The organism is Pedococcus sp., assembly GCF_036000045.1.
In the GTDB taxonomy this organism is placed as follows: Bacteria; Actinomycetota; Actinomycetes; order Actinomycetales; family Dermatophilaceae; genus Pedococcus.
In genome coordinates this window covers 19,262-33,403 of record NZ_DASYGF010000083.1, presented here as the reverse complement: position 1 = coordinate 33,403, position 14,142 = coordinate 19,262, and the positions used below count along the sequence as shown (strand labels likewise).

Genomic DNA, 14,142 nt, shown 5'->3' with positions numbered 1-14,142 from the left:
ATGCGGCTGGTCTTCGCAGGCACCCCACAGGCGGCTGTCCCCGCCCTCGAGGCCCTGCTCGGTTCCGACCACGAGGTCGTGGCCGTCGTCACCCGTCCCGACGCCCGGGCCGGACGTGGGCGCACGCTGACGGCCTCACCCGTGAGCCAGCATGCGCAGGCCCGCGGCATCGAGGTGCTCACACCCGAGCGGCCCAGCGACCCCGACTTCCAGGCGCGGCTGCGCGAGCTGGCCCCCGACGCGTGCCCGGTCGTCGCGTACGGCGCACTCATCCCGCGGTCGGCTCTCGACATCCCGCGACGTGGCTGGGTCAACCTGCATTTCTCGCTGCTCCCGGCATGGCGGGGCGCGGCGCCCGTGCAGCACGCGGTGATGGCCGGCGACGAGGTCACCGGCGCCTCCACGTTCCTCATCGAGGAGGGTCTCGACACCGGACCGGTGTTCGGGGTGATGACCGAGCGGATCCGCCCCAGGGACACGGCCGGTGCCCTGCTTGCGCGCTTGGCCGACGGTGGTGCGGGCCTGCTCGTGGCCACCATGGACGGCCTGGCCGACGGCTCGCTGCAGCCGGTGCCTCAGCCCGCCGACGGAGTGTCGCTGGCGCCCAAGATCGAGGTCGCCGACGCCCGCGTCCGTTGGGAGCGGCCCGCCCTTGCCGTCGACCGCCAGGTGCGAGGGTGCACCCCCGCGCCCGGCGCGTGGACGACCTTCCGCGGGCAGCGTCTGGGAGTGCTCCCGGTCCAGCCCGACGGGTCGTATGCCGACCGGCCCCTCGCCCCGGGGGAGCTCGCCGCCACGAAGCGCGAGGTGTTCGTGGGCACTCCCACCGGCCCGGTGCTCCTGTCCGACGTGCGACCCCATGGCAAGAGGCAGATGGCCGCCGGCGACTGGGCCCGCGGCGTGCGCATCGAGGCAGGAGAGCGGTTCACCGATGAGTGACAGCACTGACGGCGGGCGCGGCCGCCGCAACGCCAAGGGACGGCAGCGTCCCGCGCGCGTCCACGGCGGCACCGAGCGTTCGGCTCAGCGGCCCGCCGAGCGAAGCCGCACGACCGACCCGCAGCGGCTCGCGGCATACACCGTCCTTCGGGCAGTCGCCGGTGGCGCCTATGCCAACCTCGAGCTGCCGACGGTGTTGCGCGACAAGCGGATTCACGGACGAGACGCGGCCTTCACCACCGAGCTCGTCTACGGGGCGGTGCGCATGCGCGGGCTCTACGACCCCATCATCGCGGTGGCTGCCGGACGCCCGGTGACGAGCATCGACGCCAACGTCCTCGACACCCTGCGCCTCGGGGCCCACCAGCTGCTGGGCATGCGCGTCGCCACCCACGCGGCGGTCGATGAGACGGTCGGCCTGGCGCGCAAGGTCAACGGTGCGGGGGCGTCCGGGTTCGTCAACGCGGTGATGCGGCGGGTGAGCGAGCGGTCCCTCGACGAGTGGCTCGCCGAGGTGCTGCCTGCGACCGGTGACCCGACCGCCCGGCTTGCCGTCGAGCACTCGCACCCTGAGTGGGTGGTCAAGGCGCTGCGCGCGGCGCTGCTCGGTCACGGCGCCTCCTCACCCGAGACGGTGGACGCCGACCTCGCGGTCTTGCTGGCGACGGACAACGCGGCCGCCAAGGTGTCGCTGGTCGCCCGCCCCGGGCTGGCGAGCGTCGCCGAGCTGGTCGACGCCGGGGCTGAGCCGTCGCGTCTCTCACCGGTCGGTGGGGTGCTCCCAGGCGGGGATCCTGGGGGGATCGCGGCCGTGCGCGAGGGGCGGGCCGCGGTCCAGGACGAGGGGTCGCAGCTGGTCGCCCTGGCGCTCGCAGCGGTGCCCCTGGACGATCGGGACCCCACGAGCCCGCAGCGGTGGCTGGACCTGTGCGCCGGGCCCGGGGGAAAGGCGGGGCTGCTCGCGGCGCTCGCCGTGGAGGCCGGCGCCGACCTGACCGCCAACGAGGTGAGCGAGCATCGCGCCGACCTGGTGCGCCAGACCCTGCGGCCGGCGAGCGCACGGGCGCGGGCTGCGGGCCGCACGCTCCAGGTCCGCACCGGCGACGGGCGCGTCGTGGGTGAGGACGAGCCCGGCCGCTATGACCGGGTGCTCGTCGACGCTCCCTGCACCGGCCTCGGTGCCCTGCGACGGCGTCCGGAGGCGCGCTGGAGACGCTCCCCGGCCGACCTGGCGGACCTCGGCCGGCTCCAGCGTGAGCTGCTGGCGTCGGCCATCGACGCCACCGCCCCGGGTGGGGTCATCGCGTACGCGACGTGCAGTCCGCACCTGGCCGAGACGGTGTTCGTGGTCGGCGACGTCACCAAGCGCCGCGACGACGTCGACCTGCTCGACGCCCGTGACTACGTGACCGATGCCGACGGCGCGCCCGTGCCGATGCCGGGCAACGGCCCGATGGTCCAGCTGTGGCCCCATCTGCACGGCACCGACGGCATGTTCCTCGCGCTCCTGCGTAAGCGTCCTGGAGCACTGGACCGCTAGGCAGCCTGGAAACCGAAGTCGCGCGGCGCAGTGTGATGCGTGCGCCCGGTCGGGGCGATCCAGGTGCAGAACCCCTGCTCGTCCATGGTGACCCGCCACCCGGCATGGTGCTTGAACCCATGGTGGGCGGTGCAGAGGCACTGCAGGTTGGACGCCTCGGTAGGCCCAGCCGGTGCCGGAACGACATGGTCGAGCTGGCAGCGCTCAGCGGCGGTGCGGCAACCCGGGAACCGGCAGCGGCCATCGCGAAGTCGGACGGCGGCCGCGAGGGCCTTGCCCGGCCGATAGGTCGTCGGGTCCTGGTGGCGCAGGGAGCCCGTGCCCGGATGTCGCACCGCGAGCCGCAGACGGATGTCCGGGTCGTCGAGGAGCTCCTCGACGATGCTGGGCAGGATCGCACCCAGTCTCGGATCCTCGACCGGATCTCGAAGCCCGCGCCTGACCGAGACCATAGCCGGCAGGCCTGGGCGGCACCCGCAGTCGTCCCGGTCAGGCTGAGGTCCGGCGAACAGGCCGCCCGCGGATGAGCACGCGGCGCAGACCTGCTCGCCGATGGCTCGGAACTCGACGTCACCGTCAATCTCGCCGGGCAGGGGAGCCACGAGGGTCACGGTGGTCATCACCTGCACCTCGCTGAGGGCCAGGTCGACGAGCGCGTCGGCGCGAGCGGCGCCCACGGCCAGCCCGGGGTTTGCTCGCACGTAGTCGGCCGCGAGCGTCTCGACCGCCGCCCACAGGCGCAGCGACTGGGCCGAGGTGAGCGACATCGTCCAGGTGGTCATGCCCGGCTCGTCACCGGGCCGAAGCGTGACGTGCCGGCCGCGTCGGCCGCGCTCGGCGGCCCGTAGGAGCGCCTCGGGGTCCGCCTTGGCGGCGGCCCGGCGGGCACGCTCAGCAAGTGAGGATCGGTCCAGCTCGGTGACATCGCGGTCGAACAGCCGCGCCTCGAACTCATCCAGCCGGTCCAGCCCGACATCACGAGCAGCCCTCGCGACGGCCTCGACGCGGTAGGGCTCCAGCTCGCCGTGCCAGGCGAGCTGGTGGGTCCGCTCGAGCGCGCGCGTGACGACCCGCGCCTGGAACATCCGGGTCGCCATGGCCCTTGGCGAGATGTGCAACAGCGGGGCAAGGCTCGCAGCACTGACCCGCTCCGGCTCGATCGGGAGCCGCTGCCCGATACGACGGCGCTGACCGCGACCAGCGGCCTCGGCCTCGTGGCGGGCTCGGAGGGCATCCTCCTCGATGCGCTCGGCATGCACGTCGATGGCGCGGGCCTGGCGGGCCGCAAGCGCGTTCATCGCCCGCTGGGTCGCAATGACCATGATCTCGGCCTGCTCGACCGTCATGGCGTCCAGGTCCTCGGACGAGATCCCCAGGGCAGCCGCGGCAAGCACCTCGGGCGCGACCCCGGGTGCCTCCTCGAGCGACCAGTCGAACATGCGTTCGATCCTCGTGCACGCGACCGACAGCCCGCAACGGGTGGGTCTCCAAATCCCAATAACGCCAACATGATTCGTGCAGGGGTGCTGGTACGGCCCGCTGATGCAGGCCCGCTAGAGTGAGCGCCGTGCAGATCTCCCCGAGCATCCTGTCCGCCGACTTCGCCAACCTGCAGAGCGAGCTCGACCGCATCGCCAACGCGGACTGGGCCCACGTCGACGTCATGGACGGCCACTTCGTCCCCAACCTGACGCTCGGCCTGCCGGTGGTCGAGGCGCTCGCCAAGGTCAGCCCGATTCCGCTCGACTGCCACCTGATGATCGACGACCCCGACCGGTGGGCGCCGATGTATGCCGAGGCCGGAGCATCCTCGGTGACCTTCCACATCGAGGCAGCCAGTGACCCACGAGCGCTGGCACGCACCCTGCGGCAGGCCGGAGCCCGGGCCGGCATGGCCATCAAGCCTGGGACGGCGTTCGCGCCGTACGAGGACCTGCTGAGCGACCTCGACATGGTGCTCGTCATGACGGTCGAGCCCGGCTTCGGCGGTCAGAGCTTCATGGCCGACCAGATGCCGAAGGTGGCCCAGGTCCGCGAGGCGGTACAGCGGATGGGTGGCGAGACCTGGGTCCAGGTCGACGGCGGGGTGTCTGCCACCACCATCGAGCAGTGCGCCGACGCCGGGGCCGACGTCTTCGTGGCCGGCTCGGCTGTCTACGGCGCCGAGGACGCGGCAGCCGCCGTCGACGAGCTGCGTGCGCTGGCGCTGGGCCATGCTCACTGACGGCTCGTGAGGACCGTCACGCGGACCGTCGTTCCGGCCCCGACACGGACGCTGGCATACTGAGGGGGACGTGCTCCGGGGTCGGTGTAACTCCGAACCGGCGGTGACAGTCCGCGACCCGACCGCAGCCAGCGGCCGGTTGACTGGGTGGAACTCCCAGACCGACGGTGAAAGTCCGGATGGTAGGCAGCACGCGACAGCAGGACCAGTGGGTTCCTCGGTCGGCTTGCCCGTCCGAGTGCTCGTGGTCCGCCTGCATGGTCCCCCGGAGCTCGAACCATCTCGAGCATGAGGGCAGGACATGACAGACCGGGCCACGACCGAGCACGCCACCGCAGACCAGGCCACGACCGATGTGGCGATGATGCGGCGCGCACTGGCCCTGGCGGCCAACGGTCCCGAGGCGGATGCCAACCCACGGGTGGGCGCCGTGATCGTCGGTCCCGACGGCACGGTCGTCGGCGAGGGCTGGCATCGAGGCGCGGGCACCTCCCACGCCGAGGCCGACGCACTGACCCATGCGGGCGACCGCGCCGCCGGCGCGACGGCATACGTCACCCTGGAGCCGTGCAACCACACCGGGCGCACCCAGCCGTGCGCCGACGCGTTGTATGCCGCGGGTGTGCGGCGTGTCGTGCACGCGCAGACCGACCCCAACCCGGCCGCTGCCGGAGGAGCGCGTTGGCTGCGCGACCGGGGGGTCGCGGTCGAAAGCGGCCTGCTGGCCGACGAGGCCGAGGCACTCAACCGCACGTGGACCCACCGCCAGGTCACCGGCCGTCCCTGGGTGACCTGGAAGCTCGCGACAACCCTAGACGGGCGCAGCGCCGCAGCGGACGGGACGAGCCGGTGGATCACCGGGGAGCCCGCTCGGGCGGACGTCCACCTCCAGCGGTCCCGCTGCGGGGCCGTCCTCGTCGGCACAGGCACCGCACTGACCGACGACCCCCAGCTGACCGCTCGCCGACCCGACGGCTCGCTCTACGACCACCAGCCGGTGCGCGTCGTCATGGGGGAGCGAGACCTGCCGCCCGCCGCTCGTGTCCTCGACGACGCCGCGCTCACGTGGCACCTGCGCACCCGTGACCCCAAAGAGGTGCTGGCCGCGCTGGCCGGGGCGGAGATCCACCACGTCTGGCTCGAGGGCGGCCCGACCGTGGCGGCGGCGTTCATGGCGGCGGGCCTGGTGGACGAGGTGGTCGCCTATGTCGCCCCGGTCCTGCTTGGGCGCGGCCGGCAGACGGTCGCGGACCTCGGGATCACCACGATGGACCACGCGCTGCGACTGAGTCCCACGGACATCACGTCTCTCGGCGACGACGCCCGGATCACCGCGCTGGTCACCTCATCTGCCCAGGAGAGCCACTGATGTTCACCGGAATCATCGAGGAGCTCGGCCACGTCGTCGGGCTCCAGGCTGGCGCCGAGTCCGCCCGGCTCACGGTCGAGGGTCCGCTCGTCACGTCGGACGCCGTGCATGGGGCGTCGATCGCCGTCAACGGCGTCTGCCTGACGGTGGTGGAGCATGGGGACGACCGGTTCACGGTCGACGTGATGGCCGAGACGCTCCAGCGCAGCAGCCTCGGTGCCCTCGCGCCTGGTGACCGGGTCAACCTCGAGCGCGCCATGGCGGCGTCGAGCCGGTTCGGTGGACATGTGGTGCAGGGCCATGTCGACGGGACCGCCGCCATCCTCGAACGCACGCCAGGTGACCGCTGGGAGGTGGTCACCTTCAGCCTGCCTGGCGAGCTGGCTCGGTACGTCGTCGAGAAGGGCTCCATCACCGTCGACGGGGTCAGCCTCACCGTCTCGGCCGTCGGCGACGACACGTTCAGCGTCTCGCTGATCCCGACCACGCTGGCGCTGACCACGTTGGGCCACAAGGCGACCGGCGCCACCGTCAACCTCGAGGTCGACGTGCTCGCCAAGTACGTCGAGCGCCTCCTCGCCACCACAGCACCCGCAACCACCGCACACGCAACCACCCCCCACGCAACCACCCCCCACGCAACCACCGACAGCAGGGAGACCCACGCATGAGCTGGCTCGAGCGTCTTTTCGAAGCCCAGTTGACCATCGGAAGCCAGCAGATCCTGTGGCGCGAGGTGATCGGCAACGTCTTCGGCTTCGCCTCTGCCATCGGCGGCCTGCGTCGCCGCGTCTGGGCTTGGCCCGTCGGCATCGTCGGGAACGCCCTGCTGTTCACGGTCTTCTTCGGCGTGGCCTTCAGCAACCCGCAGCACACGACCCTGTTCGGCCAGGCTGCCCGGCAGATCTTCTTCATCATCACCAGCGTCTACGGCTGGTGGCGCTGGAACCAGGTCCGCCGGGTCAACCACGCGGAGGGCAAGGACCGTCCCGTCCTCACCCCGCGCTGGGCGACCCCTCGCGAGCGTCTGGCCTACGTCGGCTTCTGGGTCGCGGCCGTCGTCGTCCTGCAGTGGGTCTTCGCCGTGGTGGGCGCCGGTTGGCCCGCCCCGCGCTGGTACTACTGGTGCGACGCCTGGATCTTCGTCGGGTCGATCGTCGCGACCTTCGCGATGGCCCGCGGCTGGAACGACTTCTGGCTGGCCTGGATCGCGGTCGACCTCGTCGGTGTGCCTCTTCTGGTCCAGTCGAAGTTCTACCCGTCTGCGGTGCTCTACGTCGTCTATGCCGGACTGGTCATCTACGGGTTCTTCGTGTGGCTCAAGGCATCGCGCACCGAGCGGGCGCCGGAGCCTCAACGTGAGGAGGTGCTCGCGTGATGGCGCTGGCCACGGTCGAACAGGCTCTGGAGGCCTTGCGAGACGGTCGACCGGTGCTGGTCACCGACAGCGAGGACCGCGAGAACGAAGGCGACGTCATCCTCGCCGCGCAGACGCTCACCGACGAGTGGATGGCCTGGACCATCCGGCATACGAGCGGGTACATCTGCGCGCCGATGACGTCGTCGACGGCGGACCGGCTCGGGCTGCCCCTGATGGTGACCGAGAACCGCGACCCGCTCCGGACCGCCTACACGGTGACCGTCGACGCGGCGGCGGGGGTGACCACGGGGATCAGCGCCGCCGACCGGGCGCTGACCATCCGGCTGCTCGCTGACCCGGCCGCCACCGCCGACTCGTTCGTGCGCCCCGGTCACGTGGTTCCGTTGCGCGCCAAGGTCGGTGGCGTCCTCGAGCGCCCCGGCCACACCGAGGCCGGCGTCGACCTGTGCCGGATCGCAGGCCTGGCTCCGGTGGCGGCGATCGGTGAGCTCGTCAACGACGACGGCACGATGATGCGTCTGCCCCAGGTCCTCGCGACGGGGGCCGAGCACGACCTGCCGGTCGTCACGATCGCCCAGCTCATCGCGTGGCGGCAGCGGCACGACCGCGTGGAGCGACTGGCCGAGACGACTCTGCCGACGCGTCACGGCGAGTTCGCCGCCCTGGCGTTCCGTGACCGGCTCACGGGCGACGAGCATGTCGCGCTGGTCAGCCCGGCGGGCCTCGGCGGCTCGGTGCCCCTGGTGCGGCTGCACTCCGAGTGCCTCACAGGCGACGCGTTCGGCTCGCAGCGGTGTGACTGCGGCCCGCAGCTGCAGCGCTCGATGGAGCGCATCGGCGCCGAGGGCGGGGTCCTGGTCTACCTGCGCGGCCACGAGGGCCGTGGGGTCGGTCTGGTCTCCAAGCTGCAGGCCTACGCGCTGCAGGACCAGGGTTTCGACACCGTCGACGCCCAGCTCGAGCTCGACCTGCCGGTGGATGCCCGTGAGTATGCCGCCGGTGCGGCGATCCTCACCGATCTCGGCGTCGGCGCGGTGCGGCTGCTGACGAACAACCCGGCGAAGGTCGAGGCGCTGCGCGGTCACGGCGTCGAGGTGGCCGCCGTGGAGCGGATCTCCGTCGCGGCCACGGCGGCGAACCGCGGCTACCTGCGCACCAAACGCGACCGGATGGGCCACGACCTGCTCGTGGACGCACTCGACAACGGAGAGACCGCATGAGCGGACACGGTGCCCCGGTCGTCCACGCGGACGGCAGCGGGCTGAGAGTGGCGGTGGTCGCCGCCTCGTGGCACACCGAGGTGATGGACGGCCTGGTCGCCGGAGCCGAGCGCGCGCTCGCCGAGGCCGGCGTGCAGGACGCGCTGGTGGTCCGGGTCCCGGGCACGGTCGAGCTCACGGTGGCCTGCGCTCGTCTCGCCCCGGCATACGACGCGCTGGTCGCTCTCGGGGTCGTCATCCGCGGCGGCACGCCGCACTTCGACTACGTCTGTTCCGGCGTCACCCACGGGCTGACCCAGGTGAGCGTGGTGACCGGTATCCCGATCGGGTTCGGCGTGCTCACGTGTGACGACGACGCCCAGGCGCTGGACCGGGCCGGTCTGCCTGGATCGAGCGAGGACAAGGGCTACGAGGCTGCGATGGCCGCAGTGGCCACGGCGGTCACGGTGGGGCGGCTGGCTCCCCGTAGGCTTGGCGCGTGAAGACTTTCGAGGATCTCTACGCCGAGCTGGCCGAGAAGGCCGTGAGCCGCCCGGAGGGTTCGGGCACCGTGCGCGCGCTCGACGCCGGCGTGCATGCGATCGGCAAGAAGATCGTCGAGGAGGCGGCCGAGGTGTGGATGGCCGCCGAGCACGAAGGCAAGGACCGGGCCGCCGAGGAGATCAGCCAGCTGCTCTACCACCTGCAGGTGCTGATGGTGGCCTCCGACATCTCGCTCGACGACGTCTACGCCCACCTCTAGAGAGTCACCATGCTGCGAATCGCCGTCCCCAACAAGGGCTCCCTGTCCGAGCCGGCCGTCGACATGCTCCGCGAGTCCGGCTACCGCGTGCGCCGTGACGCCAAGGAGCTCGTCGTCAGCGACGTCGACAACGAGGTGGAGTTCTTCTACCTGCGGCCGCGCGACATCGCCGTCTACGTCGGATCCGGCACGGTGGACTGCGGCATCACCGGTCGCGACCTGCTGCTCGACTCGGGCAGCGCGGCGATCGAGGTGATGACCCTGGGGTTCGGTGGCTCCACCTTCCGCTATGCCGCGAAGCCGGGCACCTGTGCAAGCGTCGAGCAGATCGCGGGGCACCGCGTGGCCACGAGCTATCCCGGTCTGGTCGAGAAGCACCTGGCCGAGCACGGGGTCGGTGCCCAGGTCGTGCGGCTCGACGGCGCCGTCGAGACGGCGATCACCTTGGGGGTGGCCGACGTCATCGCCGATGTCGTCGAGACCGGCACGACGCTGCGCAACCAGGGCCTCGAGGTCTTCGGCGACCCCATCCTGCGCAGCGAGGCGGTGCTCATCCGCCGGGAGGGCTCGCACGAGACGGCCGCCGTCGAGGTTCTGCGCCGTCGGCTGACCGGAGTGATCACCGCGCGTCACTACGTCATGCTCGACTACGACGTGCCGGTGGACCTCGTCGAGCAGGCCTGCGCTGTCACGCCTGGGCTCGAGTCGCCCACCGTCTCCCAGCTCCAGAACAAGGACTGGGCTGCGGTCCGGGCCATGGTGCCGCGAGCCCGCACCAACGCCATCATGGACGAGCTCTACGACCTCGGCGCGCGCGCGATCCTGGTCACCGACATCGCCGCGTGCCGGCTCTGACCTCGATGCGCCAAGGCGAGCATCCGACCGACGAGCAGGAGGCGTTCGCCCCTTTCCGACCACGTCGTGGACGGTCGGTGGCGCTGGTCTCCGCCGTGCTGTCGGTCGTGGTGTTCGTCGCCATCGCACTCTTCCTGCCGGGACCTGCCGACGGTGGGAACTGGCAGATCGGTGACCGTCTCTTCTTCGCGGCGCTGGGTGTGGCCATGGCGCTGCTCCTGTGGCGCTACGCCTCGATTCAGGCGACCCCCACGCGGGAGGTGCTCACGGTCCGCAACCTGTTCACGACGCGGGTGGTCTCCTGGCGCTCGATCGTCGATGTCCGGTTCGCCGGGGGCGACCCGTGGGTGAGCCTCGAGCTCGAGGACACCGATGTGCTGGCCCTCATGGCGATCCAGAAGGCCGACGGTGCGTTCGCCCGGGCCGAGGCCCGTCGCCTCGTCGCGCTCGTGCAGGCGCTCGGCCCCTCCGCGACCAGCCCGGGCGTCACCCTCGACTGAGTCGGCGAGCCGGGCTCGTGGAGGGGGTGGTCAGTCGATCTTGGGCAGTCCGGGGCGCATCAGGGCGCACAGACCGAGCTGCACGACCATCAGCAGTGAGAGGGTCATCCAGACCGTCGTGAAGCCACCGGTCGCGTCCCGCACCGCGCCCAGGGTGGCCGGCCCGAACGACGCCAGCGTGTAGCTGACGAAGAAGGCCATGCCCGCCAGGCGGGCGCTGGCCGAGGGCGTGCGGGCGTAGTCGACCATCAGCACCAGCCCGAGCGCGAACGAGGCTCCTTGTCCGAGGCCCAGCACGACGACCCACCCCCAGGGTGCGGACGTCGGCGCCAGCCACAGTCCGACCTGGCCGGCCAGGCCCAGCACGGAGGCCCCGAGGAGCAGGAGCCGGTGGTCGCTGATCCGGTCGGTCAGCGCGGGCCCGAGGAGGCCGGAGACGAGCTGGGCGGCGGTGAAGGCAGAGAGGAGGTATCCCGCGTGGGTCGGGTCCCAGCCGCGGGCGGTGTAGGACGGCGCCAGCCACGCCAGCGAGGAGTAGAACTCCACGGACTGCACCGCCAGGTAGGCCGCCACCAGCCAGGCGGTGAGGTGACGCCAAGGTAGGCGGGTCGGCGCGACGACCGTGGGGTTGGCGGCCCGGTGGCGCCGATGCCCGGAGACCACAGGAAGCCAGGCCACCGCGCCCACGAGGGCCAGCACCGCCCACGAGCCCAGCGAGGCCTGCCAGGACCCCAGCCAGCCCTGGAGCGGGACGGACAGGGCCGACGAGGCGCCGGCGCCGCTCATCATCGCCAGCATGTAGAGGCCCGTGACGAGCCCGGACCGCTCGGGCGGGAAGAGCTCCTTGACCAGGCCTGGCAGCAGCGTGCCACCCAGGGCGATGCCCACTCCCGCGACGAAGGTCCCGGCATACAGGGGCCACACCTCGCCGCCCAGGAACCGCAGCCCCAGGCCCACCACCACGCAGCCGATGGCCACCTCGACGGACGCCGCCGCACCGAGCCGGGCCGCGACGCGCTGCGCGCCTGGAGCGAACAACCCCATGCAGAGGACGGGAAGGGTGGTCAGGGCACCGAGGGCGGTGTTGGACAGGCCGAGGTCGGCCGCGATCGTCTGGGTCAACGGCGGCACGCTGGCCATGGCCGTGCGCAGGTTCGCGGACACCGCGACGAGGGCGACGCACAGGAACCAGACCGGGGGCAGGTGAGGGCGCTGGGGAGTCATCGTCCCCGAGTCTCTCAGGCTGGGGCGGTGCCGGTCGTCGGTGGTGGGTCAGTACGGCTCGTCGGTGGTGTCGACGACCAGGTGGGCGCGCGCCCGGGTGCCGTCGGCGTCATAGAGGCTGCGCTCGTGTCGGGCCCAGCGCTGCCAGTGGTCGGCGTACTCGGGGTCGCGGGCGATGCCCCGGGCGTACCGCACCGCCTCGTCCGCCTCGACCCAGGCCAGCACCGAGGCCGAAGCGCCCGCGGGCAGGGCTCCCGCACCGCAGCCTTCGAGCACGACGACGTCGGAGACGGGGAGCTGCACCCACTCGGCATACGCCCCCGCAGCCCAGTCCCAGCGGCGGTAACGGGCGGCCCGGCCCGCTGTCAGCGGTTCGACGACCCACTCCTGGGCGCGCAGAGTGCCCTCCTGGAGCCCGTCCCACCCGGGATAGAGGTCGTCCATGTGCACGGTCGGGGCATCGAACGCCGCCGCCACCCGGGCCGCCAGGCAGGTCTTGCCGGCCCCGCTCGGTCCGTCGATGGCGACCAGGCGGGTGCGGCCGCAACGGGGTGCGCTGGCCTCCACGAGGGCGACCAGGGCAGGGACGTGGTCGGCCGGCATGCGCTCCACCCTAGGTGGATACGATCCCCTCGTGAGCCTGGCTACCCGCGTGATCCCGTGTCTGGACGTCGATGCCGGCCGGGTCGTCAAGGGCGTCAACTTCGCGAACCTGCGCGACGCCGGTGACCCGGTGGAGCTGGCCAAGGCGTACGGCGACCAGGGCGCCGACGAGCTCACGTTCCTGGACGTCACGGCCAGCAGCAGCAACCGCCAGACGACCTACGACGTCGTGCGGCGCACCGCGGAGCAGGTGTTCATCCCGCTCACCGTGGGGGGCGGCGTGCGCTCTGCCGACGACGTCGACCTGCTGCTGCGAGCGGGCGCCGACAAGGTGGGCGTCAACACCGCCGCCATCGCTCGGCCTGAGCTCATCAGCGAGATCGCCGACCGCTTCGGGTCCCAGGTCCTGGTCCTGTCGGCGGACGTGCGGCGGCGGCGTGACCCGTCGGGTGAGCTGGTGGGCGGGTTCGAGGTGACGACGCATGGTGGTCGCACCGGCACGGGCCTGGATGCCGTGGAGTGGTGTGCGCGGGCCGCCGAGCTGGGTGCGGGCGAGATCCTGCTCAACTCGATGGACGCCGACGGCACCAAGGACGGATTCGACCTCGAGCTCATCGCCCTGGTGCGCCGCGAGGTGCACGTGCCGCTGATCGCCAGTGGGGGCGCGGGCCGGGTCGAGCACTTCACGCCGGCAGTACGGGCGGGCGCGGATGCGGTGCTCGCGGCGAGCGTGTTCCACTTCGGCGACCTCAGCATCGGTCAGGTCAAGGACGCGCTGCGCGCCGACGGCATCACCGTACGCTGAGGCGCCGGTCGCCCTTTGCCGGTCGCGCCCGTCAGCCCAGCCCCGTCGGGGCGGCCCAGAGGGCCTGTACGGCCGCGTGGTCGCCCACCTCCTCGAGCTCGGCCACGCGTCGACGGCCGTATGCCGCGAGGAGCAGCTCCGCTGGTGCGCCCCGCAGGACCACCGCGTCGCCATCGGTGGCGCGCGCCTGCAGGCGCTGCCCCTGTGGGGTCTCCAGGACGACGCCGACCGGGCTGCGCCGGAACATCAGTCTGGCGCTGCGGGTCAGGGCCTTCCACACGGCAGCCGTCTCGCGCGTGGACAGCTCGCGGCGGGGTCCGGGCGTCTCGTCGCCGCGCAGGACGTCCTCGTGGTGCACGAAGAGCTCGACGAAGTTCACCGTGTCGTCGACGGACGGCACCCGCGCGGGCGACCATACGGGCGGGCCGGAGCGCACCAGGTCGACGAGCTCGGGCCACGGCTTGGCGGCATACTCCCGCATGCCTCGCTCGGTACGGGCGGCGAGCGCGGGCAGCCAGATGCCGGGCGCGAGGTCGGGCCGCCGCTCGCGCAGCACGAGGTGGGCGGCGAGGTCCGCGGCGCTCCACGGGGAGCACAGGGTGGGCGCCTGGGGACCCACGTCGGCGAAGGTGGCACAGAGGGCGTCGCGCTCGATCCGAGCGAGGTGGGTCATGAGCCCATCATGCCGTCCGCGTGAGAGGGTTGGACCTCCCGCCCACACGCTCGTCCCGGAGGTCAGC

The 14,142-nt window shown here is 72.2% G+C and carries 16 protein-coding genes and 1 riboswitch; of the genes, 12 read left to right on the top strand and 4 right to left on the bottom strand.

Features of this window, described 5'->3' with window-relative positions:
• Entirely contained in the window at positions 1–939 is a 939-nt protein-coding gene (gene fmt, locus VGN50_RS12595; protein ID WP_327445149.1) for a methionyl-tRNA formyltransferase, read from the top strand.
• The gene (locus VGN50_RS12590; protein WP_327445147.1) at positions 932–2,479 is read left to right on the top strand and encodes an RsmB/NOP family class I SAM-dependent RNA methyltransferase; all 1,548 of its coding nucleotides are present in this window, start codon (positions 932–934) and stop codon (positions 2,477–2,479) included. The genes fmt and VGN50_RS12590 overlap by 8 nt, the downstream gene beginning before the upstream one ends.
• Here VGN50_RS12590 and VGN50_RS12585 read toward each other — a convergent pair.
• Positions 2,476–3,918 carry an HNH endonuclease signature motif containing protein gene (locus VGN50_RS12585; RefSeq protein WP_327445146.1) on the bottom strand — a complete coding sequence of 481 codons (1,443 nt, stop codon included), beginning with the start codon at positions 3,916–3,918 and terminating at the stop codon, positions 2,476–2,478. The two genes, VGN50_RS12590 and VGN50_RS12585, sit on opposite strands and share 4 nt — an antisense overlap.
• A gap of 128 nt (positions 3,919–4,046) precedes the next feature.
• On the opposite strand from VGN50_RS12585, the gene rpe reads away from it, so the two are divergent.
• The 9 genes from rpe to VGN50_RS12540 all read left to right on the top strand — a co-directional run bounded on the left by rpe (position 4,047) and on the right by VGN50_RS12540 (position 10,770).
• Positions 4,047–4,703, top strand: a complete 657-nt coding sequence (gene rpe / locus VGN50_RS12580) for a ribulose-phosphate 3-epimerase (RefSeq protein WP_327445145.1) — start codon at positions 4,047–4,049, stop codon at positions 4,701–4,703.
• A 67-nt stretch (positions 4,704–4,770) separates the two neighbouring features.
• Positions 4,771–4,899: riboswitch (FMN riboswitch) on the top strand.
• Between the two features lie 105 nt (positions 4,900–5,004).
• A complete protein-coding gene (gene ribD, locus VGN50_RS12575) occupies positions 5,005–6,072 on the top strand; it encodes a bifunctional diaminohydroxyphosphoribosylaminopyrimidine deaminase/5-amino-6-(5-phosphoribosylamino)uracil reductase RibD (RefSeq protein WP_327445144.1) in 1,068 nt (355 codons plus the stop codon).
• Positions 6,072–6,743 (top strand): riboflavin synthase, encoded by a 672-nt coding sequence (locus tag VGN50_RS12570; RefSeq protein WP_327445143.1) that lies wholly within the window; start codon positions 6,072–6,074, stop codon positions 6,741–6,743. The genes ribD and VGN50_RS12570 overlap by 1 nt, the downstream gene beginning before the upstream one ends.
• Positions 6,740–7,450 carry a nicotinamide mononucleotide transporter family protein gene (locus VGN50_RS12565; protein WP_327445142.1) on the top strand — a complete coding sequence of 237 codons (711 nt, stop codon included), beginning with the start codon at positions 6,740–6,742 and terminating at the stop codon, positions 7,448–7,450. Before VGN50_RS12570 ends, VGN50_RS12565 begins: the two co-directional genes overlap by 4 nt.
• Positions 7,450–8,673 (top strand): bifunctional 3,4-dihydroxy-2-butanone-4-phosphate synthase/GTP cyclohydrolase II, encoded by a 1,224-nt coding sequence (locus VGN50_RS12560; RefSeq protein WP_327445141.1) that lies wholly within the window; start codon positions 7,450–7,452, stop codon positions 8,671–8,673. Before VGN50_RS12565 ends, VGN50_RS12560 begins: the two co-directional genes overlap by 1 nt.
• The gene (gene ribH / locus VGN50_RS12555) at positions 8,670–9,155 is read left to right on the top strand and encodes a 6,7-dimethyl-8-ribityllumazine synthase (RefSeq protein WP_327445140.1); all 486 of its coding nucleotides are present in this window, start codon (positions 8,670–8,672) and stop codon (positions 9,153–9,155) included. The genes VGN50_RS12560 and ribH overlap by 4 nt, the downstream gene beginning before the upstream one ends.
• Positions 9,152–9,415: a phosphoribosyl-ATP diphosphatase gene (locus tag VGN50_RS12550; protein ID WP_327445138.1), complete on the top strand. Its 264-nt coding sequence runs from the start codon at positions 9,152–9,154 to the stop codon at positions 9,413–9,415. The genes ribH and VGN50_RS12550 overlap by 4 nt, the downstream gene beginning before the upstream one ends.
• A gap of 9 nt (positions 9,416–9,424) precedes the next feature.
• Positions 9,425–10,270 carry an ATP phosphoribosyltransferase gene (gene hisG / locus VGN50_RS12545; RefSeq protein WP_327445137.1) on the top strand — a complete coding sequence of 282 codons (846 nt, stop codon included), beginning with the start codon at positions 9,425–9,427 and terminating at the stop codon, positions 10,268–10,270.
• Positions 10,258–10,770, top strand: coding sequence for a PH domain-containing protein (locus tag VGN50_RS12540; RefSeq protein ID WP_327445136.1), 513 nt, complete (start codon positions 10,258–10,260; stop codon positions 10,768–10,770). Before hisG ends, VGN50_RS12540 begins: the two co-directional genes overlap by 13 nt.
• A gap of 30 nt (positions 10,771–10,800) precedes the next feature.
• Here VGN50_RS12540 and VGN50_RS12535 read toward each other — a convergent pair whose 3' ends face one another.
• Positions 10,801–11,994 carry a CynX/NimT family MFS transporter gene (locus VGN50_RS12535; protein WP_327445135.1) on the bottom strand — a complete coding sequence of 398 codons (1,194 nt, stop codon included), beginning with the start codon at positions 11,992–11,994 and terminating at the stop codon, positions 10,801–10,803.
• 48 nt (positions 11,995–12,042) lie between these two features.
• Entirely contained in the window at positions 12,043–12,597 is a 555-nt protein-coding gene (locus VGN50_RS12530; RefSeq protein WP_327445134.1) for a hypothetical protein, read from the bottom strand.
• A gap of 31 nt (positions 12,598–12,628) precedes the next feature.
• Here VGN50_RS12530 and hisF point away from each other — a divergent pair, with 31 nt between their 5' ends.
• Complete coding sequence (gene hisF / locus VGN50_RS12525; RefSeq protein WP_327445133.1) at positions 12,629–13,402, top strand: imidazole glycerol phosphate synthase subunit HisF; 774 nt, start codon at positions 12,629–12,631, stop codon at positions 13,400–13,402.
• A gap of 31 nt (positions 13,403–13,433) precedes the next feature.
• Here hisF and VGN50_RS12520 read toward each other — a convergent pair whose 3' ends face one another.
• The gene (locus VGN50_RS12520; RefSeq protein WP_327445132.1) at positions 13,434–14,075 is read right to left on the bottom strand and encodes a TIGR03085 family metal-binding protein; all 642 of its coding nucleotides are present in this window, start codon (positions 14,073–14,075) and stop codon (positions 13,434–13,436) included.
• Positions 14,076–14,142 lie beyond the last annotated feature (67 nt).

Excerpts from the sequence above, each read along its gene's own strand:
- fmt (WP_327445149.1), top strand. The coding sequence starts at position 1 with ATGCGGCTGGTCTTCGCAGGCACCCCACAGGCGGCTGTCCCCGCCCTC.
- VGN50_RS12590 (WP_327445147.1), top strand. The coding sequence starts at position 932 with ATGAGTGACAGCACTGACGGCGGGCGCGGCCGCCGCAACGCCAAGGGA.
- VGN50_RS12585 (WP_327445146.1), bottom strand. The coding sequence starts at position 3,918 with ATGTTCGACTGGTCGCTCGAGGAGGCACCCGGGGTCGCGCCCGAGGTG.
- ribD (WP_327445144.1), top strand. The coding sequence starts at position 5,005 with ATGACAGACCGGGCCACGACCGAGCACGCCACCGCAGACCAGGCCACG.
- VGN50_RS12570 (WP_327445143.1), top strand. The coding sequence starts at position 6,072 with ATGTTCACCGGAATCATCGAGGAGCTCGGCCACGTCGTCGGGCTCCAG.
- VGN50_RS12565 (WP_327445142.1), top strand. The coding sequence starts at position 6,740 with ATGAGCTGGCTCGAGCGTCTTTTCGAAGCCCAGTTGACCATCGGAAGC.
- VGN50_RS12560 (WP_327445141.1), top strand. The coding sequence starts at position 7,450 with ATGGCGCTGGCCACGGTCGAACAGGCTCTGGAGGCCTTGCGAGACGGT.
- ribH (WP_327445140.1), top strand. The coding sequence starts at position 8,670 with ATGAGCGGACACGGTGCCCCGGTCGTCCACGCGGACGGCAGCGGGCTG.
- hisG (WP_327445137.1), top strand. The coding sequence starts at position 9,425 with ATGCTGCGAATCGCCGTCCCCAACAAGGGCTCCCTGTCCGAGCCGGCC.
- VGN50_RS12535 (WP_327445135.1), bottom strand. The coding sequence starts at position 11,994 with ATGACTCCCCAGCGCCCTCACCTGCCCCCGGTCTGGTTCCTGTGCGTC.
- VGN50_RS12530 (WP_327445134.1), bottom strand. The coding sequence starts at position 12,597 with ATGCCGGCCGACCACGTCCCTGCCCTGGTCGCCCTCGTGGAGGCCAGC.
- VGN50_RS12520 (WP_327445132.1), bottom strand. The coding sequence starts at position 14,075 with ATGACCCACCTCGCTCGGATCGAGCGCGACGCCCTCTGTGCCACCTTC.